The following is a 21,375-nucleotide window of genomic DNA, read 5'->3' on the forward strand; positions in this document are numbered from 1 at the left end:
CCTCATGAACGTACGCGGCACACTCGCCCCCTGTGCGGGAGTCCTCCTCCTCACCGCGGTCCTCGCCGGATGCGGCGCCTCCGGCTCCGCCACGGCCGCCGGCCCGAATCCACCGCCTCCCGCCCCTGCCGAGTCCAACCCGCCCGGCGACATCCCGGACAACCAGGCCTATGTGGCCTTCGAGCCGCCCGGCGCGGGCTTCACCGTCAGCGTGCCCGAGGGCTGGGCGCGCACCATTGCGGGCCCCGTCACGACCTTCACCGACAAGCTGAACCGGATCGAAGTGTCCGAGCACCCTGCCGCACACGCCCCGACCCCAGCATCGGTGACCGCGGCGGATGTACCGTCTCTGGCCAAGAGCGTCCCCGCCTTCGCACCGGGCAAGGCCTCCGAGGTCAGCCGCAAGGCCGGCACCGCCGTCCTGTACACCTACCAGGGCAATTCCGCGGCGGACCCGGTCACGGGCAAGGCCGTCCGCGACGCCTTCGAGCGCTACGTCTTCCACCACCAGGGCCGTGACGTCGTCGTCACGCTCTCGGGTCCGGTCCACGCCGACAACGTTGACCCCTGGCGGACCGTCACCGACTCGCTGAGGTGGCGGTGATGGACGTGGGCACGGTCATTGCGGACACCGCTCCGGCTCTCGACGCTCGCGAGCTGTACCGCTTCTACCGTGCCGGGGAAGAGGAGACCCTCGCCCTGCGAGGAGTGTCCCTCACGGTGGCCCCCGGAGAGCTCGTAGCCGTGGTCGGTCCCTCGGGCTCGGGGAAGTCCACGCTGCTGGCCTGCCTCGCGGGCCTTGATGAACCCGCCGGCGGGTCCGTACGGATAGCGGGGGAGAGGATCAGCCACCGGCCGGAGGCAGAGAGGGCCGGGATCCGGGCCCGCCGGATCGGCATCCTCCTCCAGACGGAGAACCTGATCGCCCACCTCGACGTGGCACGCAACATCCGCCTCGCACGCACGGCCGCCGGCCGCCACGGCTCCCCAGCACAGGAAATTGACGTACTCCTCGACCAGGTGGGCCTTCTCGGCCGGGCCCACGCCTTGCCCCGTGAATTGGCGGGCGGAGAACTGGCCCGCGCCGCACTGGCCGTGGCCCTGGCCAACGACCCGGATCTGCTGCTCGCCGACGAGCCCACGGGAGAGCTCGACGGGAACACCGAACAACGCGTCCTGGAACTGCTGAGGGCCCGACGGAGCGATGGGCGGCGGGGCGTACTGCTCGTCACCCACAGCACGGCCGTCATCGGGGGCGCCGACCGGGTCCTGACCCTCCGCGACGGCAGGCTCCGGCCATGACCGGCCGGGCGCTCGTCATCTGCCGGGAGGCCGGGCGGACGTACGGGCGAGGCCCTGCGGCGGTGGTGGCCGTACACGGCACGAACTGCCAGGTGCACGCCCACGACCGGATCGCCGTCATGGGGCCCTCGGGGTCGGGCAAGTCCACGCTGCTCCACCTGATGGCCGGCCTGGAGCAGCCGACCAGCGGCGAGGTGGTGTGGCCCTGGTACGCGGATGCCGCCGACCCGCGGGCTTGGGTACGGGCGAGGGCGACGGCCATCGGGGTCGTCTTCCAGAGCCCCAGCCTCATCGCCACCCTGGACGTAGCCGAGAACACCGGACTTCCGCTGGTGCTGGCCGGCGAGACCGCCGACCTCGCTCGGGCGCGGGCGCTCGCAGCCCTGGACCGCGTCGGCGTCGCCGACCTCGCAGACAGGCTGCCCGACGACATCTCGGGAGGCCAGGCACAGCGTGTCGCGGTCGCCCGGGTCCTGGCCTCCCGGCCCCGACTCGTCCTGGCGGACGAACCGACAGGCCGCCTCGACCGCACCACGGGCCGCCACGTCGTGGACGTCCTGCTGGCGGCGGTGGACGAGATCGGCGCGGCCCTGGTGGTGAGCACCCACGACCCAGCCGTCGGGGAACGCCTGCGCACTCACTGGACCATGCGCGACGGACGACTCCACCCGCATCCGGACGGAGGCACACCGTGATCACCGTCTGGCTGGCCGGTCTGCTCCGGCACCGCGGCGGCAGGCTCTTCGTGTCCGGACTGACCGTGGCGCTGGCCGTCGCACTCATGGCCGCACTCGGCACGTTCCTGACCGCCTCCCGCTCGACGATGACTGCGCGGGCCGCCCGGTCCGTCGCCGTCGACTGGCAGGTGCAGCTCCAGCCCACCGCGGAGCCCGCCACGGTGCTCGACACGATCCGCCACACCCCAGGGATCCGCACCGCACTGCCCGTCACCTACACCCGCAGCACAGGCTTGCAGACGAAGGCCGCAGGTTCCGTACAGACCACCGGCGACGGCGTGGTGCTCGGCATCCCCGACGGCTATCGCACCGCTTTCCCGGGCGAGATACGGCCGCTGACCGGCGCCCGGGACGGAGTCCTCCTCGCTCAGCAGACCGCCGCCAACCTGCACGCCGCACCCGGTGACACCGTACGCATCGCGCTGCCGGGTACGGCCGACGCCACCGTGACGGTCACCGGAGTGGTCGACCTGCCCCAGGCCGATTCCCTGTTCCAGAAGGTCGGTGCCCCGCCGCAGTCACAACCCGCCGCTCCGCCCGACAACGTCGTACTTCTGCCCGCCGGCCTGTTCGAGTCCCTCACCACGCGCGCCCGGGTACAGGATCCCGCTGCCGTCACCACACAGGTGCACGTGGCCCGGGGCGCCACCCTGCCCGGCGACCCCGCCGTCGCCTTCGCAGCCGTCACAGGAGCCGCCCGCCATCTCGAAGCGCGACTCTCCGGAGCCGTCCAGGTCGGCGACAATCTCGGCGCGGCCCTGGACGCCGCACGCCAGGACGCCTCGTACGCGCAGCTGCTCTTCCTGTTCCTCGGAGCCCCCGGTGTGGCCCTCGCAGCCCTTCTCACCTCCGCCCTGGTCAGCGCCGGAGCGGACCGCCGCCGCCGGGAGCAGGCCCTGCTGCGCACCCGCGGCCTCGACCGGCGCCGGGTCACCGTGCTCGCCGCGGTGGAGGCCGGCGCAATCGGTCTGGGCGGCGGCCTGCTCGGCATCGCCCTTGCCGCGCTGGCCGGCCGGATCGCCTTCGGCCAAGCGTCGTTCGGGGCCGCCGGCCTCGTGCCGTTGCGATGGTCTCTCATCGCGTTCGCCGTCGGTGTGGCCGTCGCCGCCGTGACAGTCCTGCTGCCCACCATCCACGACCAGCGCACCACCACGGTCACCGCCGCACGCCGCAGTCACCGCTCAACCGGCACCCCACTCTGGCAGCGCATCGGACTCGACTTCATCCTGCTCGTGGTCGCACTCCTCGTCTTCCGTGCCGCCGCAGGCAACCAGTACGCCCTGGTGCTCGCTCCCGAGGGAGTGGCGAGCATCTCGGTGTCCTACTGGGCGTTCCTCGGCCCCGCGCTGCTCTGGCTGGGCTCCGCGCTGCTCCTGTGGCGGCTGATGACGTACGCCTTCGCCCACGGACGCCGTCCGCTTACGCTCATGGTCCGGCCCCTGACGGGCACCCTCGCCGCCGCGACGGCATCCGGCATGACCCGTCAACGCAGGGTCCTGGCCCGCTCCGCAATCCTCCTCGCCCTCGCCGTATCGTTCGCACTCTCCACCGCAGCCTTCAACGACACCTACCGCCACCAGGCGGAGGTGGACGCCCAGCTCACCAACGGCGCAGACGTCACCGTCACCCAGCCACCCGGCGCGGCAACCGGCCCCGACGCCGGGCACGTGCTGGCGTCCGTCCCCGGAGTGCGCCACGTAGAACCCCTCCAACACCGCTTCGCCTACGTCGGATCCGACCTCCAGGACCTGTACGGCGTCAACCCCGCCACGATCACCTCCGCAACCGCGCTCCAGGACACCTACTTCGCGGGCGGCAGCGCCAAGACCCTCCTGGACAAGCTCGCGACCCGCCCCGACTCGGTCCTCGTCAGCGAGGAGACGGTGAAGGACTTCCAGCTCACGCCCGGCGACCGCCTCAACCTGCGCCTCCAGGACAGCCGGACCAAGCAGCTGAGCACCGTGCAGTTCCACTACGCGGGTGTAGTCAAGGAGTTCCCGACAGCCCCCAAGGACAGCTTCTTCGTCGCCAACGCCGCATACGTCGCTCGCGAGACCGGCAGCGATGCCGTCGGTGCGTTCCTCGTCGACACCGGCGGCGTACACCAGCAGGCGGTCGCCGCCCGGCTGCGCGAGCGACTGGGCGCCACGGCCACGGTCACCGACCTCACCGAGACCCGATCCGCCGTCGGCTCCAGCCTCACGTCGGTCGACCTCGCCGGACTGACCCGGATCGAACTCGGGTTCGCCGTGGCTCTGGCAGCGGGCGCCGGAGGAGTGGTACTCGCCCTCGGTCTGACCGAGCGTCGCCGTACCCTCGCCTTGGCGAGCGTTCTCGGTGCCACCCGGGGCCAGCTGCGCGGCATGGTCCTGGCCGAGGCGGCCACTGTCGCACTCTTCGGCCTCACTGGGGGCGCTCTCATCGGCTGGGCCCTCGCACAGATGCTCACGAAGGTCCTCACCGGGGTCTTCGACCCGCCTCCCTCGTCGCTGTCCCTCCCTTGGCCGTACATGGCCCTCACCCTGCTCGCGACGCTCGCAGCCCTTACTGCCGCCGCCCTGCACGCCGCCCGCGGTTCCGGGCGCCCTGCCGTCGAAGAACTCCGCGAACCGTAACCAGCCCATAACCTCAAGCCATGAGCACCGGTACTGCAGGGCGCCCGCCCACCGCCCTGGTCATCGAGGACGACGACACCATCGGCCGCCACCTGGAGAGCGGGCTGCGCGGCAATGGCTACAGCACCACCTGGTGCCGTACCGGTTCGGCAGGCCTGACTGCCGCCCACCACGAACTGCCCGACCTCGTCCTCCTCGATCTGGGTCTGCCCGACCTCGACGGGATCGACCTCGCCCGCCGGCTGCGCGAGGACCTGCCGGAGCTCCTGATCGTCATCCTCACCGCCCGTACCGACGAGATCGACGTGATCGCCGGACTGGACGCGGGGGCCGACGACTACCTGGTCAAGCCCTTCAGCATGACCGTCCTGCTCGCCCGCCTACGGGCCCACCTACGCCGCAGACCTCCCTCCGAGGCACAGCAGGAGAGCGAGCCCATCCAGCTGGGCGACCTCACGGTCGACACGGCCGCCCGGCGCGTGCTGGTCGCCGAGCAGGAAGTCTCCTTGCGGACGAAGGAGTTCGAACTCCTCGCCGAACTCGCCCGCCATCAGGGGAGCGCAGTCTCCCGGGAGGCGTTGATGGCGCGGGTATGGGACGAGAACTGGTTCGGCCCGACCAAGACCCTCGACGTCACCATGGCCTCCCTCCGTCGCCGCCTTCACACGGCGGAGGCCACGGCATCGCGCACCGTCCACCTCCCGCAGATCACGACACTCCGCGGCCACGGCTACCGACTCGACCCGGTGCCTTCCCGGTAACCCGTCACATGAGGTGTGTCGCGCTCCTCGGACCGATGCGTGAAGGGGTTCTGCCTAGGTCTTCGGGATGGCTGAGTTCCTTCGCAAGGTCTTGGGCGATGCGGCCTTCCGGCAGGGGAAGATCAGCGTGGCCTTGGATGAGGCGTCCTTCGTCAACTGGCGGAACGAATAGGCCGCGCCTTTCAGGTCACCTTGCTGACCAGATGAAGATGGCGTCCGAAACGATCAGGCCCATGATCGCCACGGCCGCCGACCCCGGATTGAGGAGATCTTGAACGTGTCGGCGGAATTCCTCATCGACACCTGATTTTCCGAGCTTCCCCAGCAGTCCGCCGGCCGCCGCGCCGGCAACGATCCCGACCCCGGGCAGAATGAACAGCACGCCGAAGACGGAATGCCTCCCGGTGTGGCGACAGGACCTCAACGCACGCTATGCCCCCGTGGGGGCTTCAGTATCCCGCCACCGCCGCGTGCGCCGGGCGTCGAGCTCAGCCCCGGCTCGTCGGCTCTCCGGCACTCGGAACTGCGGGAACGCGGGGGGAGACGTCGTGGTCCGGAATGCCGATGGATGGCCGCCGTGACACGCTGAAACAGGGGATCACGCCGATCCCGGCATAGGAGGTCGGCCGACTCTGCAACCCATGGAGATCGAAATGGCCAGTGACGCCAGCAGACCCCGAGCAGGTAACTCACACCCGAGTCCCTGGCATGCGCCCGTATCCGGTACCACCGTCCTGGCAGCAGCCTTGATGATCTTCGGTGGAGCCATGGCGATTTTCGAAGGGATCGCGGCCATCACCAAGGACACCGTGTTCCTTGCGACGCGGCACTACATCTTCGAGTTCAGCTTGGCGGGCTGGGGCTGGATCCACCTCATCCTGGGCATCGTCCTCGTCTTCGCCGGATGCGCCGTCATCAGCGGAGCCCTGTGGGCGCGCTTTTTCGGTGTCGCCATCGCCGGGCTGGGCGCGATCGCCAACTTCCTGTGGCTGCCGTATTACCCCATGTGGGCCCTGGTGCTCATCGCCATCAACATTCTCGTCATCTGGGCGCTGTGCACGGGTATGCACCGAGAAGCAGACGCGGGCCTGACTGCCTGACCCGGCCGTACACGACGTCCAGCCCCCCCCGCACCCCACCGCCGGGCGGCCCGGCGGATCCGACGGGCCGCCCGGCGACGGCGCCCGGCCCGTCAGAAGGAGACGGCGTCGCGGATGAGAGGGCACGTCATGCAGTGTCCGCCACCGCGCCCGCGCCCGAGTTCGGCACCGACGATGGTGATGACCTCGACACCGGCCTTGCGCAGCAGCGTGTTCGTCTGCGTGTTGCGGTCGTACGTGAAGACCACGCCGGGCTCCAGGGCGACCGCGTTGTTGCCGCTGTCCCACTGCTGGCGCTCGGAGGCGTACACGTCCCCACCGGTCTCGATGACCGTCAGCCGGGGCAGCCCGAGGCCCTTGGCCACGACGTCGACGAACGGGCTCGATCCCTCGTCCGTGATCTCGACGCCCACGGGCTTGTCGCTCGGCCGCAGGGAGAAGGTGTGCACCGCGTCCATGATCTTGGGATAGAGGGTGACGATGTCGCGGTCGGCAAACGTGAAGACGGTGTCGAGGTGCATGGCGGCGCGCAGCTTGGGCATGCCCGCGACGATGACGTGCTGGGCGGCGCCGTTCTTGAAGAGAGAGGCGGCGACTTGAGTGATGGCCTGGCGGGAGGTGCGTTCGCTCATGCCCATCAGCACGACGCCGTTGCCGACCGGCATGATGTCGCCACCCTCGAACGTGGCCTGTCCCCAGTTCTGTTCGGGATCGCCCCACCACACCGTGGAGGCCTTGAAGTCGGGGTGGAAGGTGTAGATCGCCTTCATCAGGAGGGTTTCGTCGTGCCGGGCGGGCCAGTACAGCGGGTTCAGCGTGACGCCGCCGTAGAGCCAGCAGGTGGTGTCGCGGGTGTAGAGGGTGTTGGGGAGGGGCGGCATCAGGTACTCCCGCGCACCGGTCCCCTCGCGGGCGAGCGCCACGTAGCCGGACCGGAAGTCGTCCGGCAGGTCGGCGGTCGACAGCCCACCGATCAGGAAGTCGGCCAGCTCGCGCGGGGTGAGGGTCTCCAGGAAGGCCCTGGTGCCGTCGAGGAGGCCGAGTCCGACCTCGTTGGCGGTGATCTTCCGGTCGAGGAGCCAGGTCCTGGCCTCGGCGATGGTCATGGTCTCGGCGAGCAGGTCGTGCAGCTCGACGACCTCGACTCCGCGCTGGGTGAGCTTGTTGACGAAGTCCGCGTGATCGCGCTGGGCGTTCTCCACCCACATGACGTCGTCGAAGAGCAGGTCGTCCGCATTGGTGGGGGTCAGACGGCGGTGCGCGAGCCCGGGGGCGCAGACCAGGACCTTGCGGAGCCTGCCGACCTCGGAGTGGACGCCGAAGGCGGGCCGGGGGGTGCTGTCAGTGCTCAACGCGTTGCGCCTTTCGTTTGATGGACCGGGGGGATCGGACGACCCGATGGGGGATCGGGGGTCAGGTACGGATCACAGCTCGATCCAGCCCACGGCCAGAGCGAGCACTCCCACGAGGGCGCCGGCGATGGAGATGGCACAGATGACGGCCTCGCCGGGGGAGAACGGGCGCCGGTCCTGCTCCCGCCGCGCCTTGACGAACAGGAACGTCGCAGGGGCGTAGAGGATGAAGGAGACCAGGACCAACTTGAGCCCGGCGGCAAAGAGCAGGAACGCCGTGTACAGCGTGGCGACCACCGCGATCGCCAGCTCCCCGCGCGTGCTCCGCCCGACGGTCTCCTCGCGGCCCGGCCCGGAGGCGACCTTCACGGCGAAGGCCGCCGCGAGCAGGAAGGGGATCAGGCTCAGTGCGCTGGTCAGGTCGAGCGCGAAGTTGAACGCGTCCTCGGAGAACATCGTGACGACCAGGACGATCTGGCTCAGGGACGTGGTCATCAACAGCGCGGGAACCGGCACGTCCTCAGAGGTGGCCCGCCCCAGGAAACGAGGCATGTCCTTGTCCTTCGCGGCGACGAAGAGCACTTCCGCGGCCATGAGCGTCCAGGCCAGATAGGCGCCGAGGACAGAGACGATCAGGCCGACGCTGACGAAGACCTTCCCCCAGGTGCCGACCGCGTGCTCCAGGACACCGGCCATGGAGGGCTGGCGCAGCTCGGCGATCTCGGCCATCGGCATGATCCCGTAGGACACGATGGTGACCGAGGCGAAGACGGCGAAGACGCTGAGGAATCCCAGGACGGTGGCGCGCCCGACGTCCTCGCGCCGCTTGGCGTGCCGGGAGTAGACGCTCGCCCCCTCGACACCGAGGAAGACGAAGACGGTGGCCAGCATCGTCCCGCGCACCTGATTGAACAGTGAGCCGGCGTAGTCGGCGCCGCCCCAGTTGGCTGCGAAGACGTCCGTGTCGAGGCAGAACAGTGCGAGGACGACGAAGACGAGGATGGGCACGACCTTCGCCACGGTCACGATTTTGTTGATCGCGGCCGCCTCTTTGACTCCGCGGCGGATCAGCAGGAAGAACGCCCACAAGCCAACCGAGGAGAGGATGACAGCGAGGAGGGTGTCCCCGTCGCCGAGCGCGGGCCAGATCGCGCCGATCGTCGACATGATGAGCACCCAGTAGGTGACGTTGCCGACGCACGCGCTCGCCCAGTAGCCGAAGGCGGAGAAGAACCCGAGGTACTCCCCGAATCCGGCCTTGGCGTACGCGTACACGCCCGCGTCGAGGTCGGGCCTGCGCACCGCGAGGGTCTGGAACACGAACGCGAGCATCAGCATGCCCGTACCGGCGATCGCCCAGGCGATCAGGGCGCCCGCGACCCCCGTCTCCTGGGCGAAGCGCCGCGGTAGGGAGAACACCCCGGCGCCGACCATCGAGCCGACCACCATCGCGGTCAGTGTCAGCAGCGTCAGCTTGACGGCCGGCCGGCCCGCGGTGGTCGCCGCCGCGTCGTTGGTCTCGGCGTTGCTCATGGCTTCCTTCGTCTACGACTCTCGGTGGTGGGGGCTGCCGGCTACGGGCCGACGGAGGCTCCGGACCCGGACCCGTCCTCGGAGCCGGTCGCTGACCCGGCCTCGGGCGGTGCGACTTTCTCGATCTTGAATCCGGTGATGCCGTAGAGGACGCTCAGGGCCGGGCTGGCGTAGTTGAAGATCGCGAACGGGGCGTAGGTCAGGGTGGGGACGCCGAGCACCGCTCCCATGAACGCGCCGCAGGAGTTCCACGGGACGAGCGCGGAGGTGACCGTGCCGCTGTCGGCGCAGAGACGGGACAGGTTCGTCGCTGCGAGCCCACGCTTCTCGAACTCCAGACGGAACACCCGCGAGGGCAGAACGAGGGCGATGTACTGGTCACCGGCGACGACGTTCAGGCCGAAGGCGCAGGCGAACACGGTGAGGAACAGTCGGCCGGTGCTCTTCGCCGAGCGGATCAGCGGGTCCACGAGCCGCGCGATGAGGCCGAACTCCTCAAGCACGGCACCGAAGGTGACCGCACCGATGATCAGCCATAGGGTGAGGAGCATGCTGTCCATGCCGCCGCGTGAGAGCAGTTGGTCGATCAGCGGGACACCGGACTGGATGGAGAATCCGTTCGCCATGGCGAGCCAGATGCCCTTCAGCGACTCCAGCACGACGCCTTCGGACCCGGCGACGAAGTCCCGCATCACGGAGGGCTGCAGGAAGGCGCCGAGCACGCCCGCGAAGATCGCCGCGCCGATGAGGGCGAGCGAGGCCGGCACCTTCTTGACCGACAGGAAGGCCAGGAGGACGAGGGGCAGAAGGTTCAAGGGAGTGATGTGGTAGATGTCGCCGAGGCGGGCGAGCTCGATGTCCTCTCCCACCGGGTTGACCACGTTGCCGCTCTTGACCAGGCCGATCACCAGGAAGACCGCGAAGGCGATGGCGAACGCGGGCAGTGATGTCCACGCCTGGCGTTTGATGTGCTCGTGGACGTCGACCTTCACCATCTGGGCGGTCAGCACCGTCGTCTCCGACAGTGGGGAGAGTTTGTCTCCGAGGTACGCGCCCGAGATCACCGCGCCGGCTGTGATCGCTGTGGACACGCCGAGCATGTCCGCGACCCCGACCAACCCCACACCGATCGTGCCCGCGGTCGTCCAGGAACTTCCGATGCTCATGGCGATGACGCCGCAGATGACGGCCGTGGCCGCGTAGTACCAACTCGGTGACAGCACCTGGATGCCGTAGTACACCAAGGTCGGGATCGTCCCGGAAAGGTTCCACACGCCGATCAGGGCGCCCACGGCCAGCAGGATGAACACCGCACTGGTGATCGACGAAAGGGCGCGCTGGCCTGCCTGCTGCACCGCACTCCACGGGTGGCCGTTCTTCATCGCCACCAGCGCCGCAGCCATCGCACACAGCACCAGGGCCACCTGGATCGGCCCGTCCAGCGCGTCGAGCCCGAACAGGGCCAGCGACCCGGCGACCAGTACGGCCAGCACCACCAGGGGCACGATCGAGTCGAGGAGGGACGGCTCGCGCACCGGAGGGCCCGGCGCTTCGCCTTCTTCCTCGTCCCGCATCTCAGCCCCGTTCACGCATGGGCCGCGACGGCTTAGCCCTCCGAGAAGTGGAATATAGCCCAATATCGGTGGATATCTCGTATCTGAGTGAGTGTCGCGACCTGACGGCGTCCGTGCTGAGGAGCGCACCTGGCCGCGGCGACCACTTCTTCTCCTGGCGGACCGTCGTGACGAGCGGCGACTTCGTTGCCATGCGGTGCGGGACTCCGGAACTGGATCGGGCGCAGTGAGCTGCGCGAACCGGCTGCTCGCGGTTATTTGCTCCAGATGTCCAGGAGCTGGTTCGCAGCACGGAAGTGATCGGGCGGATCCACGTTGCAGACGACGGTGACGGCGGTGGCGCGGTCCGGGCTCACCTCGAAGGTGCTGTGGAATCCCTCCCAGTCGCCGCGGTGCACCAGGGTCTTGTCGGGGAGGACGAGGATCCCGGCCCCGTACCGCCCTTCCTCGATTCCCCGCGCGCGCAGGACGTCGCCCACGCTCACCGCGCCCTCCGTGACCCCGGCGAGCAGTTGCGGTCCGCCGATGCGGCCGGTGCGGTAGTTGTCGGCCCAGCGGACCATTTCTCCGGGGGTGGTCTGGACGGACCCGTCTCCGTACTGCTTCCAGGGGGAGGAGTTCGCGGCGAAGGAGCCGTTCTTCTCGTCGTACGACTTCGCCTTGCCGGGGACGTCCACCGCCGGGGACAGGGTCATGCGCAGGTGGAGCGGGGTGAAGAACTCCTCCTGGACGAAGGCCGGGAACGGCTTGCCGGTGGCCCTCTCGACGACGTGTGCCAGGAGGACGTAGTTGGAGTTGGAGTAGGAGAAGCGCTTGCCCGGCGGGTCTTCCGGCTGTGAGGCGAGGATGGCGGCGATCGCCTCCTGCTGCCCGGCCGGATCGGTCACCTTGACGCCCTTGGCTTCCAGCAGGCCCTGGTAGTCGGGAATTCCGCTGGTGTGGCGCATCAGGTCGCCCAGGGTGACGTGCCGCGTCCAGGCGGGCGGGTTGTCGAGGAAGTCGGACAGGGGGTCGCTCAGCGCGAGTTCATGCCGGCCGGCCAGCAAAAGGACGGCGTCCGCGGTGAATTGCTTGGAGTTGGACGCCATGTCGAAGACCGTCCCGGAGGTGATGGCGCGCCCGGTCGTCAGATCGGCCTTGCCCCTTCCCGCCTCCCAGACGACGTCGCCCCGCACGCCGACGGCTGCCGCGCACCCCGGGCCGTCAGGAGAGGGCACCAGTTGCTGGAGGACCTCCGCGCTGCGCTTCTCGCGGTCATCGCCGCTCGCGTGTGCCTGTGGCCCCGCGGCTCCGGCCAGTACGGCCAGTACAGCCACGACCGTGGCGCCCCCGGCGGCGCACAACGACGTCTTCCGATTCACGGACACCACCCTCCTTCTCTCCTTGGAACGAGGCGAAGTGGTGGCGCGGGCGGAGCGCACGTAATCCACGCTACTCGGCGGCCTGCGGACGCGCTCCCCGGCCACGGGGTCCCCGGCCACTCCGGGTGCGCGCGCAGCAGCCACCCGGTAGCGTCGAGAAGGTGCGTTCCGCCCAAACCGCTGTGGCATCGACCCGGCAGGGCCGCCGCCGATGTCGGCAGAGGAACGAGATCCCATGCCAAAGCACAGCATCCACGCGGTGACCGCCTCGGCCGCCGCGGCCGCTCTGGTCTGCCTGGCAGCAGTCGGCACCACACCCAGCAGCGCGGCGTCGGCACCTGCCCGGTCCATTGGGCAGCCGAGCCCGGTGGCACCCCGGTTCGTGCCGGGCACCTGTCCGAAGACGCCCGAGCCCATCGAAGCGCTGAGCGACGCGAAATGCGGCGTCCTGGAGGTTCCCGAGAACCGCTCGCGCCCCGACAGCCGCACCATCGAGCTGGCCGTGGCGAGGATCCCGGCGGCCTCGGACAAGCCCGCCGCGGACCCCGTGGTGTTCATGGCGGGCGGCCCGGGCGAGGACACCTTCGACGCACTCCCGTTCCTGATCGACTCCGGCCTGAACAAGGACCGCGATCTGATCGTCATGGCCCAGCGCGGCAACCTCTACGACCGGCCGAACCTCGCCTGCCCGGAGGTCGACCGGTTCAACGAGAAGGCCGTGGGCCTGGGTTACGACGCACCGCAGGCGCAGCAGATCCTGCTGAAGGCGGTGACGGACTGCCGGGCCCGCCTCGTGGCCGACGGAGTCGACCTGAACGCCTACAACAGCACCGAGAACGCCGCGGACTTCGCCGACCTGCGCAAGGCCCTGGACATCCCCCAGTGGAACGTCTACGGGTACTCCTACGGCAGCAACCTGGCGCTGACGTACCTGCGGCTGCACCCCGAGGGAATCCGCGCGGTGACGATCGACTCGATCACGCCTCCCCAGTACGTGACCCTGCCGTGGGCCTGGGGCAGCACCGCCGAGGGGATCCACAACATCTTCGAGGCGTGCGCGGCGCAGCCCGCCTGCAAGGACCGCTACCCGGACCTGCCCCAACTGCTGACGGAGCAGGTCCGCAAGCTGGAGGCACACCCCCTGACGCTGAACGTCCCCCAGCCGGGCGGCGGGAAGCCCGTCAAGACCGTTCTCGACGGGGGCGCGCTGCTCAATCTGATCGTGGCCTTCACCCCGCGGCCCAAGGACATGCCCGCAGCGCTGGAGGAACTCGGCAAGGGGAACCCGCAGCGCTTCGCTCAGGCCCGCGCGGGCGGTGCGGTCCAGAAGACCGGCGAGTTCGCGCACGGACTGACGAATTCGATCGTGTGCAGTGAATGGGCGCCGGGGTACTCGGAGTCCGACGTGCTGAAGGCGGGGCAGAAGGTCTACCCCACATGGCCGGACACGGTCCTGGCCCAGCCCCCGCAGCTGCCCTTCCAGTACCCGGTGTGCGGGATCTGGAACGTCGCGGACCGCGCCTCCGTCCAGCGGGTGCCCACGGTCAGCTCCGTACCGGCGCTCGTCCTCTCCGGCACGTTCGACGTGAAGACCGGGGCGAGTTGGGCGAAGGGCGTGGCCCGCAACCTGTCCCGCTCGACCTCCGTGCTGGTTCCGGGCATCGGCCACTGGGTGGTCCCGCAGTCGCCTTGCGCGCAGAGCGTCCTGGCCTCGTTCCTCAGGAACCCGGCTGCGCCCGACACGAGTTGCGTGGACGATCTCAAGCCCCAGCCGTTCACGATCATCCCGAAGTGACCGGGAGGACAGATGACTCTCCACCGAGCACCCCGTCGTCGGCGCGCCGCACGACGGCTCCTGGCCACCTCGGCCGGCATGGCGACCGGCCTCCTCGTCACCGGGCTGCTCACCGCTCCCGCCCAGGCGCAGTCCCGTAGCGACGCGAGCCCCGGAGCGCCGATCGGCACGGTCGCCCGGACGGTGGGCGACGCCACCTTCAAGCCCGGCGCCTGCCCGAAGACGGCGGATCCCATCGAGGAGTTGAACGGGGCCCGCTGCGGCACGCTCACCGTGCCCGAGAACCGTGCCAAGTCGAGCGGTAGGACGATCGAGCTCGGTGTCGCGATCGTGCCCGCCCTGGCCGCCACACCGAAACCCGACCCCATCGTGTGGCTCGCGGGCGGCCCCGGCGACGACGCGGTGGGCGAGGCGAAGATGGCGATCGACGGCGGCCTGAACCACGACCGCGACGTGATCTTCATGTCCCAGCGGGGCACCTACTCGGCCGACCCCGCGCTCCTGTGCCCCGACCTCGACGCGTTCTTCGTACGCGTGGTCGGCCTCGGCTTCGACGCCCCGTCCACCGGGCGCATGCAGGTCGAGGCCACGAAGGCCTGCCACGACAAACTGGCGGCCACGGGGGCCGACCTCAGCGCCTACAACGACACCGAGAGCGCCGCGGACTACGCGGACCTGCGCACCGCGCTGGGCGTCGACCAGTGGAACCTGTACGGCATCTCCTACGGCACCGACCTGGCGCTGATCTCCATGCGCCTGCACCCCGAGGGTCTGCGGTCGGTGGGCATCGACGGCATTCTGCCGCCGTCCACGTCAGGATCCGTCGTGGCCTGGACCGGCGCCCGACAGGGCTTCGAGGGCCTGTTCAAGGCCTGCGCGGACCAACCGGCCTGCAACGAGCGCTACCCGAACCTGCCGGCCACCTTCGAGAAGCTCGTCCGCGACCTCGAAGCCAAACCGGTCACCACCACCGTCAAGGTCCCCGGCAACGACAAGCCGGTGAAGGTCGTACTGGACGGCGGAGCCCTGGTGACCTGGCTGGCCACCGCGACCCACGCGGCGGAGGGCGTACCCCGCTCCCTGTACGAGCTGGCCAACGGCAACCCGCAGCGGATCGCCCAGCAGTGGGCGGGCTGGAGGACCAACCCCAAGGGCATCGGCGTGGCTTCGCACGGGCTCACCAACGGCATCTTCTGCAGCGAGTGGACTCCGTACGAGAGCAAGGACGCGGCGATCCGGGGCGGACAGCAGACGTATCCGTCGTTCCCCCGCTCGGTGCAGGCCCAGGCACCGCAACTCCCCTTCCTCCATGAGAGCTGCGACGTCTGGAAGGTCCCCCCGGCCGCGCCCTCGATCCGGTCCGTCACGACCAGCGACATCCCCACCCTCGTCCTGTCGGGCGGGTTCGACGCCCAGACCGGGGCGGACAACGGAACGTACGTCGCCAAAACGCTGAGCAAGGCCGAGGTCCTCACGATCCCCTACGAGCCGCACGTGGTGTTCGCCACGTCGAAGTGCGCCCAGGAGATCGCCGTCTCGTTCTTCGAGAACCCGACCGCACCGAAGACCGGATGCCTGAAGAGCCTTCAGCCGCCCGAGTTCGAGACCGCGCCCTGAATCCGCTCGTGCCCCGTCGCCGGAGTCACCATGGCCCCAACCTGGGAATCACGTCGCACCCGCCGCTCGGGGGCCTCGCTGCTGCCGGTGCTGCTTCCCCTCGCGATCCTGATCGTGGTGGCGGTGGCCGTGGGGTCGTGGCTGCAGTTCTCCGAACGGCAGGCGCTCGATACGGTCCACACGGTCGGATCCGGGGCCGCCGACCGGGTGGACGTGGAAGCCGACGTCCAGCAGGTCGACGCCAAGGCCAGAGAGCTGGTGCTACGGGTCCGGGTCACCCCGCGCGGGACCCTCGGCGAGGAGGACGGGACCGCCCCGGCGGCCGATCTCGTCCTCCAGACCTCCGCGCAGACCCTGGGCGACCTGGAGTTCAAGGCGCACGAGCGGCTCACGACCAGGGACGTGCAGGTGGCGATCACGGGTGGGTCGATCAGCGATTACCCCTTCGACACCTACCGGACCGACATCGGGTTCTGGGCGGAGCTGGACGGCAAGCAGGTGCCGGTGCGCATGCTGTTCTCCAACAACGACACGCTCTTCTCGGTCTCCGCGACACCCGTCCCGTCCGAGCAGCAGGCCGCCGGCGCGGGGCTGGGAGTGGAGCTGGCCCGATCGGGCAGCCTGCTGGTCTTCGCGGTCTTCATGATGCTCGTGATGTGGGCGCTGGCGGCATCCGTGCTCATCGGGTCCTGGTACCTGATCACCCGCCGCGAGGGACTCGTCTGGGCCGCCCTCTCCTGGATGGCCGCCACCCTGTTCGCCCTCTCGGCGTTCCGCAACAACGCCCCCGGCTCACCTCCGATCGGCTGCGTGCTGGACTGGTTCGCCTTCCTGTGGGCCGAGACCCTCATCGCCCTCTGCCTGATCGCCGTGGTCGTCACCGGCGTCCGCGCCGCTCTCCGGCACGACGACGACAGTGAAGACCCAGGTGTCACCGGCGTCACCGATGTCCCCGACGACGCCCGTCCCGCATGAAGGCCGCCCGGCGCGGGCCCGTGCCGCGGGTCGCCGGGTCCGGCCTCCGGGCAGATACTGAAGGTCACGGTGCGTGGAGGCGACATGGGTGAAGCGGAGCATCGTGGCCCGAGGCCGCACTCGGTGCCCGTCAGCGAAACGGCAGCGGTGGTGCTGGACGACACCGGCACGGTCCTCGCCCGGTCCCGGGCGGCCGCGACGCTGCTGGAATGCTCGCCGGGCCAGATCTGCGAGCCCCTGCTGGGGCTGCTGCCGCGGACCGGTACGGATGCGGAACCGGCCGGGAACCCGGTACCGGCTCCGACCGTTCTGGGCGGCGACCACGCGGGGCCAGGGGCAGGGATCCCACTGGTCTGTACGGTGGTCCGGCTGGCGGCCCGCGCTCGGAGCGATCGCGGCGCCGCCGCGCAGTGGCTCGTCCTGGTCACCCCGGCCGAAACCGCGGTGGAGGCCGCCGAGCGCGACGCCTTGCGACGCCGGGCGGGCCTGTCCCAAGCTGCCGCCGCGGGCATCGGCGCCTCCCTGGACGTCACGGAGATGGCCGAGACCCTCGTGAACCTGCTCGTCCCCGATTTCGCCGACCTGGCGACCGTGGACATCGCCGAACAGGTACTGGCGGGCGACGAGCCACCGCACCTCGACACCAGCGGCGACGTCCGCCTGCGCCGGACCGCCGCCGCGCAGAGCCCGGAGATATCCGCCGAGGACCTCCTGGCGGTGGGGGAGGCGCTTCCGCCCGTCACGGACAGCACGTTGATGCGCCCCCTCATGAAGGGGCTGCCCGTGCTGGTGCCGGACGTCGCCGTCCTGCACGCGCAACTGGGCGTGGATCCGCAGAGCCTGCCGTTGTTCGTCCCGAGAGGGGCCCACTCCTCCGTGGCGGTGCCGCTCTACGCCCGCGGTCTGGTCCTCGGCTGCGTCACGGTCTGGCGCAGTCAGCTGCCTTCCGCGTTCGGCGAGGAGGACGCGGCCCTGCTTCAGGACGTCGTCTCCCGGGCCGCGCTCGGCGTGGACAACGCCCGCCGCTACACCAAGGAGCACCGTTCGGCGGTGGCCCTCCAGCGCAGCCTGCTGCCGCGATCCGCCCTGGACTGCGCCGCCGCCGAGACGGTGGGGGTCTACCAGCCCGCGGGCGGCGGCCTGGGAGTCGGCGGGGACTGGTTCGACGTGATTCCCCTGCCGTCGTTGCGCGTCGCGTTCGTCGTCGGGGACGTCGTCGGCCACGGCCTCGACGCCACCGCCGCCATGGCGCGACTGCGGACCGCGGTGCAGACCCTCGCGGACCTCGATCTGGATCCGGGCGAGCTCCTCACGCACCTGGACGACCTGGTGCTCGATCTCTCCGGCGAGGTGGGCGAGGTGACGGCCGGAGATTCCCGCTCCGAGACGGCGGTGCTCGGAGCGACGTGCCTGTACGCCGTCTACGACCCGGTGACGAGGACGTGCGCCGCCGCCACGGCGGGCCATCCACCGCCGGCCGTGCTGTCTCCCGGCGGGGAGCCGTCCTTCGTCGACATGGTGCCCGGACCGCCGCTGGGAGTCGGCGGAATGCCTTTCGAGGTGACGGAGTTCGGCGTACGGCCCGGCAGCATGCTCGCCTTCTTCACGGACGGACTCGTGGAGAGCCGCAGCGGCGACATCGAGGAAGGAATGGAAAGGCTGAGGAGCGTGCTCACCGGCGTGGACTCGGGACGGCCCCTCGGCGAGATCAGCCAGGGCGTCTTCGACAAGGTGCTGCCCGAAGGGCCCACCGACGACGTCGCCCTGCTGCTCGCCCGCACCCGCGTCCTGTCGTCGGACCAGGTCGCGGAGTGGGAACTCGAAGGCGACCTGTCCCTCGTCGCGCACGCACGCGAGCTGGTGACGGGACGGCTGTCCGACTGGGATCTGGACGAACTGGGCTTCGTGACGGAGCTCGTCGCCAGCGAACTCGTCACGAACGCCATCCGCTACGTCGGGGGACCGGTCGGGCTGCGACTGATCCGCGACCGGGTGCTCGTCTGCGAGGTGTCCGACCGCAGTGGCACCCAGCCGCGGCTGCGCCGTGCCCGTGAGACGGACGAGGGCGGGCGCGGCCTGTTCCTCGTCGCCCAGCTCACCGACCGCTGGGGCTGCCGGTTCACCAGTACCGGGAAGACCATCTGGACGGAGCAGCCCATCGGCGGGCCCCTCGGCTAGATCCGGAAGGCACATGCCTGGCGTTGTGGGACCGCCTCGGTGACGGTGTCGAAGCGCATGGTGGTGCGGGACCGCTCGTCGTACGGGTCCCAGCGCGGCACGGCCGGGTGGTTGGGGTCGCCGGTGCGTACGAACGCGATCCACGCCCCGTGCACGGTCCTGGCGAGGCCGTCCCTGATCCGGGTGTCCATCCCGGCCAGGAACGGGGCGTGCGACCACTGGTCGAAGTTGTCGAAGACGAACGGCAGTTCCAGGCAGTGCGGGGCGCCCAGTCGGCCGTCGTGCGCGGGGGTGGGGAAGGCGAACTCGTACGCCCAGACCGGGCGGCCCAGTGCCGCCCGCGCTCGCGCGAACGCCAGGGTCGGCTTCCTGAACAGCTCGTCGGTGGAGAGGTCGACGAGGACGTCGACCGGCCGTGCGCCCGGGCGGGCGGCCTCGTACGCCGCGTACGCCTCGGCCGCGCCGTCACCGAAGCTGTCCCGTGCCCGGCGGAGCACCTGTTCCCTGGTCGCCGACGCGTAGGTCTCGCCCAGGGCGAAGCTGAAGGCGGACTCCTCCCTGGTCCAGCCGATGAGGACGTCGATGTCCGCGCCCGGACCTTCGAGCAGGTTCTGGGCGGGTTCCCGCGCCGCCGTCCGGCCGTCCCGCACCGGCATGTACGGCGCGGTCCAGTGCCCCCATTGCGCGGTGGCGGCCAGGAGTCCGGTGGTGGCCTCGACCAGTCGCGGCCACGGCACCGTGCGCAGTTCTTCCTCGTCCTTCGCGCCGACGATCTCCAGGTACGCGGCGGTGCGGGCCAGGGACTCGGCGGGCGTGGCGAGGGGCATGGCGAGCGGGACGCTCTGCAGGATGGCCCGCCGGAAGAGGCGGCCGTCGCCTCCGGGGCCCGCGAGTGCCGCGGTGGACAGGGCGCCGGCGGACTGGCCGGCGACGGTGACGTTGGCAGGGTCACCGCCGAAGGCGGCGATGTTCTCCTGGACCCAACGCAGCGCGGCGAGTTGGTCCGTGAGCCAGAGGTTGCGGCATTCGGCGCCGTCGTCCGACGCGAAGGACAGCAGGCCGAGCGGTCCGAGCCGGTAGTTGAGGTTCACGACCACCAGGTCGCCGTGGCGCGCGAAGGTCTCGCCGGAGTAGTTCGGCATGGCCCCGGACCCGGAGATGAAGGCGCCGCCGTGGATCCAGACCAGCACGGGACGGTGGGCGTCGTCGGTGGCGGGGGTCCACACGTTGAGCGTCAGGCAGTCCTCGTCGAAGGGCGGGAAGCCGTGGCCGCCGAGGATGGGGTCGCCCTCGCGGACGGCCTGCGGGGAGCCGGGGCCGTACGCCGTCGCGTCGAGGGTGGTGCTCCATCCCGGGTGCGGCTGGGCGGGGCGCCACCGCAGGGGCCCTACGGGCGGCGCCGCGTAGGGCACGCCCTTGAACACGGCCAGGCCGTTCTCGGCGAGGCCGCGGACCGGGCCCGAGCGCGTGTTCACGACGGGTGCGGTGCTGTCCTGAGCGAAACCCATGAGGTGCGTCCTTCCAGACCGTGATCCAGAGCCTTCGGCTTCGGCGCGCTCAAGTTATTGCGCATTTATGGCGACCGTCAATATTATTCGATCCCCGGATCAGGTGGAGGCGCGAATGACGACGTGGCACATCGGTACGACGGTGATCCACAAAGTGCTGGAGGCGGAGGTCCCCGTTCCCTTCATCGGGGCCCTGCGGACGGACGACACCGCGCTCCTGAAGAGGTACCCGTGGCCCGCTCCCGACTTCAGCAGGGCCGACGGCACCTTCCTGCTCTCGGTCCACGGACTGGTCGTGGACACGGGTGCGCGCAGGATCCTCGTGGACACCTGCGTGGGCAACGCGCGGGCGTCGGTGCCCTTCCTGCGCATGCTGGACACCACGTGGCTCGAAGACCTCACCGCCCTCGGCTACCCTCCCGAGTCGATCGACACCGTGGTCTGCACCCACCTGCACTTCGACCACATCGGATGGAACACGCGGCTCGTGGACGGGATGTGGGTGCCGACCTTCCCCCGCGCGCGCCACCTGGTCACCCGCGCGGAATGGGACCACTGGGCGGACGAGGCGGACACGAACCTCCCCGACACGATGCAGCCGCTGATCGACGAGGGCCTCGTCGACTTCGTCGCGGCCGATCACCGGGTCTGCGACAGCGTGCGCCTGGAAGCCGCTCCGGGGCACACCCCGGGCCAGGTCGCCGTCGTGGTCGAATCGGGCGGGGAACGCGCAGTGATCACCGGCGACCTCGTGCACCACCCGGTGCAGTTCATCGAACCCGATGTGGCCGGCCTCTCCGACGCCGACCCGGCGCGCGCCGCAGCCACCCGGCGGGAATTCGTCGAGCGGTACGCCGACACGGGAACCCTCGTGATCGGCACGCACTTCCCGCCCCCCACGGCCGGCCTGCTCCGGCGCGGCGGCGACGGGGCCGTACGGTTCGTGGCGGACGGCACGCGCTGAACC

At 70.2% G+C, this 21,375-nt stretch carries 17 protein-coding genes; 11 read left to right on the forward strand and 6 right to left on the reverse strand.

Going from position 1 to position 21,375, the window contains the following annotated elements:
* Nucleotides 1-4 precede the first annotated feature (4 nt).
* Genes AC3IYJ_RS34960 through AC3IYJ_RS34980 form a run of 5 tightly spaced genes read left to right on the forward strand, consistent with a single transcriptional unit; the run spans nucleotide 5 to nucleotide 5,415 of the window.
* Nucleotides 5-604: a hypothetical protein gene (locus AC3IYJ_RS34960; protein ID WP_489398512.1), complete on the forward strand. Its 600-nt coding sequence runs from the start codon at nucleotides 5-7 to the stop codon at nucleotides 602-604.
* A complete protein-coding gene (locus AC3IYJ_RS34965) occupies nucleotides 604-1,302 on the forward strand; it encodes an ABC transporter ATP-binding protein (RefSeq protein ID WP_489398513.1) in 699 nt (232 codons plus the stop codon). Before AC3IYJ_RS34960 ends, AC3IYJ_RS34965 begins: the two co-directional genes overlap by 1 nt.
* On the forward strand, nucleotides 1,299-1,997 hold the full coding sequence (locus AC3IYJ_RS34970; protein WP_489398514.1) for an ABC transporter ATP-binding protein: 699 nt from the start codon (nucleotides 1,299-1,301) through the stop codon (nucleotides 1,995-1,997). Before AC3IYJ_RS34965 ends, AC3IYJ_RS34970 begins: the two co-directional genes overlap by 4 nt.
* Nucleotides 1,994-4,654, forward strand: coding sequence for an ABC transporter permease (locus AC3IYJ_RS34975; RefSeq protein ID WP_489398515.1), 2,661 nt, complete (start codon nucleotides 1,994-1,996; stop codon nucleotides 4,652-4,654). Before AC3IYJ_RS34970 ends, AC3IYJ_RS34975 begins: the two co-directional genes overlap by 4 nt.
* A 20-nt stretch (nucleotides 4,655-4,674) precedes the next feature.
* On the forward strand, nucleotides 4,675-5,415 hold the full coding sequence (locus AC3IYJ_RS34980) for a response regulator transcription factor (RefSeq protein WP_489398516.1): 741 nt from the start codon (nucleotides 4,675-4,677) through the stop codon (nucleotides 5,413-5,415).
* 187 nt (nucleotides 5,416-5,602) lie between these two features.
* Here the strand turns inward: AC3IYJ_RS34980 and AC3IYJ_RS34985 are convergent, their stop codons facing one another.
* Nucleotides 5,603-5,797: a DUF1269 domain-containing protein gene (locus AC3IYJ_RS34985; RefSeq protein WP_489398517.1), complete on the reverse strand. Its 195-nt coding sequence runs from the start codon at nucleotides 5,795-5,797 to the stop codon at nucleotides 5,603-5,605.
* A 271-nt stretch (nucleotides 5,798-6,068) separates the two neighbouring features.
* On the opposite strand from AC3IYJ_RS34985, the gene AC3IYJ_RS34990 reads away from it, so the two are divergent.
* A complete protein-coding gene (locus AC3IYJ_RS34990; protein ID WP_489403025.1) occupies nucleotides 6,069-6,515 on the forward strand; it encodes a DUF7144 family membrane protein in 447 nt (148 codons plus the stop codon).
* 92 nt (nucleotides 6,516-6,607) lie between these two features.
* On the opposite strand, the gene AC3IYJ_RS34995 is transcribed toward AC3IYJ_RS34990, so the two are convergent.
* The 4 genes from AC3IYJ_RS34995 to AC3IYJ_RS35010 all read right to left on the reverse strand — a co-directional run bounded on the left by AC3IYJ_RS34995 (nucleotide 6,608) and on the right by AC3IYJ_RS35010 (nucleotide 12,335).
* Nucleotides 6,608-7,867 (reverse strand): arginine deiminase, encoded by a 1,260-nt coding sequence (locus tag AC3IYJ_RS34995; RefSeq protein ID WP_489398518.1) that lies wholly within the window; start codon nucleotides 7,865-7,867, stop codon nucleotides 6,608-6,610.
* Nucleotides 7,868-7,939: 72 nt separating this feature from the next.
* Nucleotides 7,940-9,400 (reverse strand): basic amino acid/polyamine antiporter, encoded by a 1,461-nt coding sequence (locus AC3IYJ_RS35000; protein ID WP_489398519.1) that lies wholly within the window; start codon nucleotides 9,398-9,400, stop codon nucleotides 7,940-7,942.
* A gap of 41 nt (nucleotides 9,401-9,441) precedes the next feature.
* The gene (gene nhaC / locus AC3IYJ_RS35005; protein ID WP_489398520.1) at nucleotides 9,442-10,974 is read right to left on the reverse strand and encodes a Na+/H+ antiporter NhaC; all 1,533 of its coding nucleotides are present in this window, start codon (nucleotides 10,972-10,974) and stop codon (nucleotides 9,442-9,444) included.
* Between the two features lie 254 nt (nucleotides 10,975-11,228).
* Entirely contained in the window at nucleotides 11,229-12,335 is a 1,107-nt protein-coding gene (locus AC3IYJ_RS35010; RefSeq protein WP_489398521.1) for a serine hydrolase domain-containing protein, read from the reverse strand.
* 235 nt (nucleotides 12,336-12,570) lie between these two features.
* Here AC3IYJ_RS35010 and AC3IYJ_RS35015 point away from each other — a divergent pair, with 235 nt between their 5' ends.
* The 4 genes from AC3IYJ_RS35015 to AC3IYJ_RS35030 all read left to right on the forward strand — a co-directional run bounded on the left by AC3IYJ_RS35015 (nucleotide 12,571) and on the right by AC3IYJ_RS35030 (nucleotide 18,900).
* Nucleotides 12,571-14,130, forward strand: coding sequence for an alpha/beta fold hydrolase (locus AC3IYJ_RS35015; protein WP_489398522.1), 1,560 nt, complete (start codon nucleotides 12,571-12,573; stop codon nucleotides 14,128-14,130).
* A gap of 12 nt (nucleotides 14,131-14,142) precedes the next feature.
* Entirely contained in the window at nucleotides 14,143-15,747 is a 1,605-nt protein-coding gene (locus AC3IYJ_RS35020) for an alpha/beta hydrolase (RefSeq protein WP_489398523.1), read from the forward strand.
* 30 nt (nucleotides 15,748-15,777) lie between these two features.
* Nucleotides 15,778-16,722, forward strand: a complete 945-nt coding sequence (locus AC3IYJ_RS35025; RefSeq protein WP_489398524.1) for a DUF4436 family protein — start codon at nucleotides 15,778-15,780, stop codon at nucleotides 16,720-16,722.
* A gap of 123 nt (nucleotides 16,723-16,845) precedes the next feature.
* Nucleotides 16,846-18,900, forward strand: a complete 2,055-nt coding sequence (locus tag AC3IYJ_RS35030) for an ATP-binding SpoIIE family protein phosphatase (RefSeq protein ID WP_489398525.1) — start codon at nucleotides 16,846-16,848, stop codon at nucleotides 18,898-18,900.
* On the opposite strand, the gene AC3IYJ_RS35035 is transcribed toward AC3IYJ_RS35030, so the two are convergent.
* Nucleotides 18,897-20,408 (reverse strand): carboxylesterase/lipase family protein, encoded by a 1,512-nt coding sequence (locus tag AC3IYJ_RS35035; RefSeq protein ID WP_489398526.1) that lies wholly within the window; start codon nucleotides 20,406-20,408, stop codon nucleotides 18,897-18,899. The genes AC3IYJ_RS35030 and AC3IYJ_RS35035 overlap by 4 nt on opposite strands.
* Nucleotides 20,409-20,523: 115 nt before the next feature.
* On the opposite strand from AC3IYJ_RS35035, the gene AC3IYJ_RS35040 reads away from it, so the two are divergent.
* Nucleotides 20,524-21,372, forward strand: a complete 849-nt coding sequence (locus AC3IYJ_RS35040; protein WP_489398527.1) for an MBL fold metallo-hydrolase — start codon at nucleotides 20,524-20,526, stop codon at nucleotides 21,370-21,372.
* Nucleotides 21,373-21,375: the final 3 nt, after the last annotated feature.

The sequence above is a fragment of the Streptomyces sp. GL_140 genome, from assembly GCF_057834465.1.

What these genes read in the sequence shown, in the direction of transcription:
- AC3IYJ_RS34960 (WP_489398512.1), top strand. Translation starts at nt 5, where the DNA reads ATGAACGTACGCGGCACACTCGCCCCCTGTGCGGGAGTCCTCCTCCTC.
- AC3IYJ_RS34965 (WP_489398513.1), top strand. Translation starts at nt 604, where the DNA reads ATGGACGTGGGCACGGTCATTGCGGACACCGCTCCGGCTCTCGACGCT.
- AC3IYJ_RS34970 (WP_489398514.1), top strand. Translation starts at nt 1,299, where the DNA reads ATGACCGGCCGGGCGCTCGTCATCTGCCGGGAGGCCGGGCGGACGTAC.
- AC3IYJ_RS34980 (WP_489398516.1), top strand. Translation starts at nt 4,675, where the DNA reads ATGAGCACCGGTACTGCAGGGCGCCCGCCCACCGCCCTGGTCATCGAG.
- AC3IYJ_RS34990 (WP_489403025.1), top strand. Translation starts at nt 6,069, where the DNA reads ATGGCCAGTGACGCCAGCAGACCCCGAGCAGGTAACTCACACCCGAGT.
- AC3IYJ_RS35000 (WP_489398519.1), bottom strand. Translation starts at nt 9,400, where the DNA reads ATGAGCAACGCCGAGACCAACGACGCGGCGGCGACCACCGCGGGCCGG.
- nhaC (WP_489398520.1), bottom strand. Translation starts at nt 10,974, where the DNA reads ATGCGGGACGAGGAAGAAGGCGAAGCGCCGGGCCCTCCGGTGCGCGAG.
- AC3IYJ_RS35015 (WP_489398522.1), top strand. Translation starts at nt 12,571, where the DNA reads ATGCCAAAGCACAGCATCCACGCGGTGACCGCCTCGGCCGCCGCGGCC.
- AC3IYJ_RS35020 (WP_489398523.1), top strand. Translation starts at nt 14,143, where the DNA reads ATGACTCTCCACCGAGCACCCCGTCGTCGGCGCGCCGCACGACGGCTC.
- AC3IYJ_RS35025 (WP_489398524.1), top strand. Translation starts at nt 15,778, where the DNA reads ATGGCCCCAACCTGGGAATCACGTCGCACCCGCCGCTCGGGGGCCTCG.
- AC3IYJ_RS35035 (WP_489398526.1), bottom strand. Translation starts at nt 20,408, where the DNA reads ATGGGTTTCGCTCAGGACAGCACCGCACCCGTCGTGAACACGCGCTCG.
- AC3IYJ_RS35040 (WP_489398527.1), top strand. Translation starts at nt 20,524, where the DNA reads ATGACGACGTGGCACATCGGTACGACGGTGATCCACAAAGTGCTGGAG.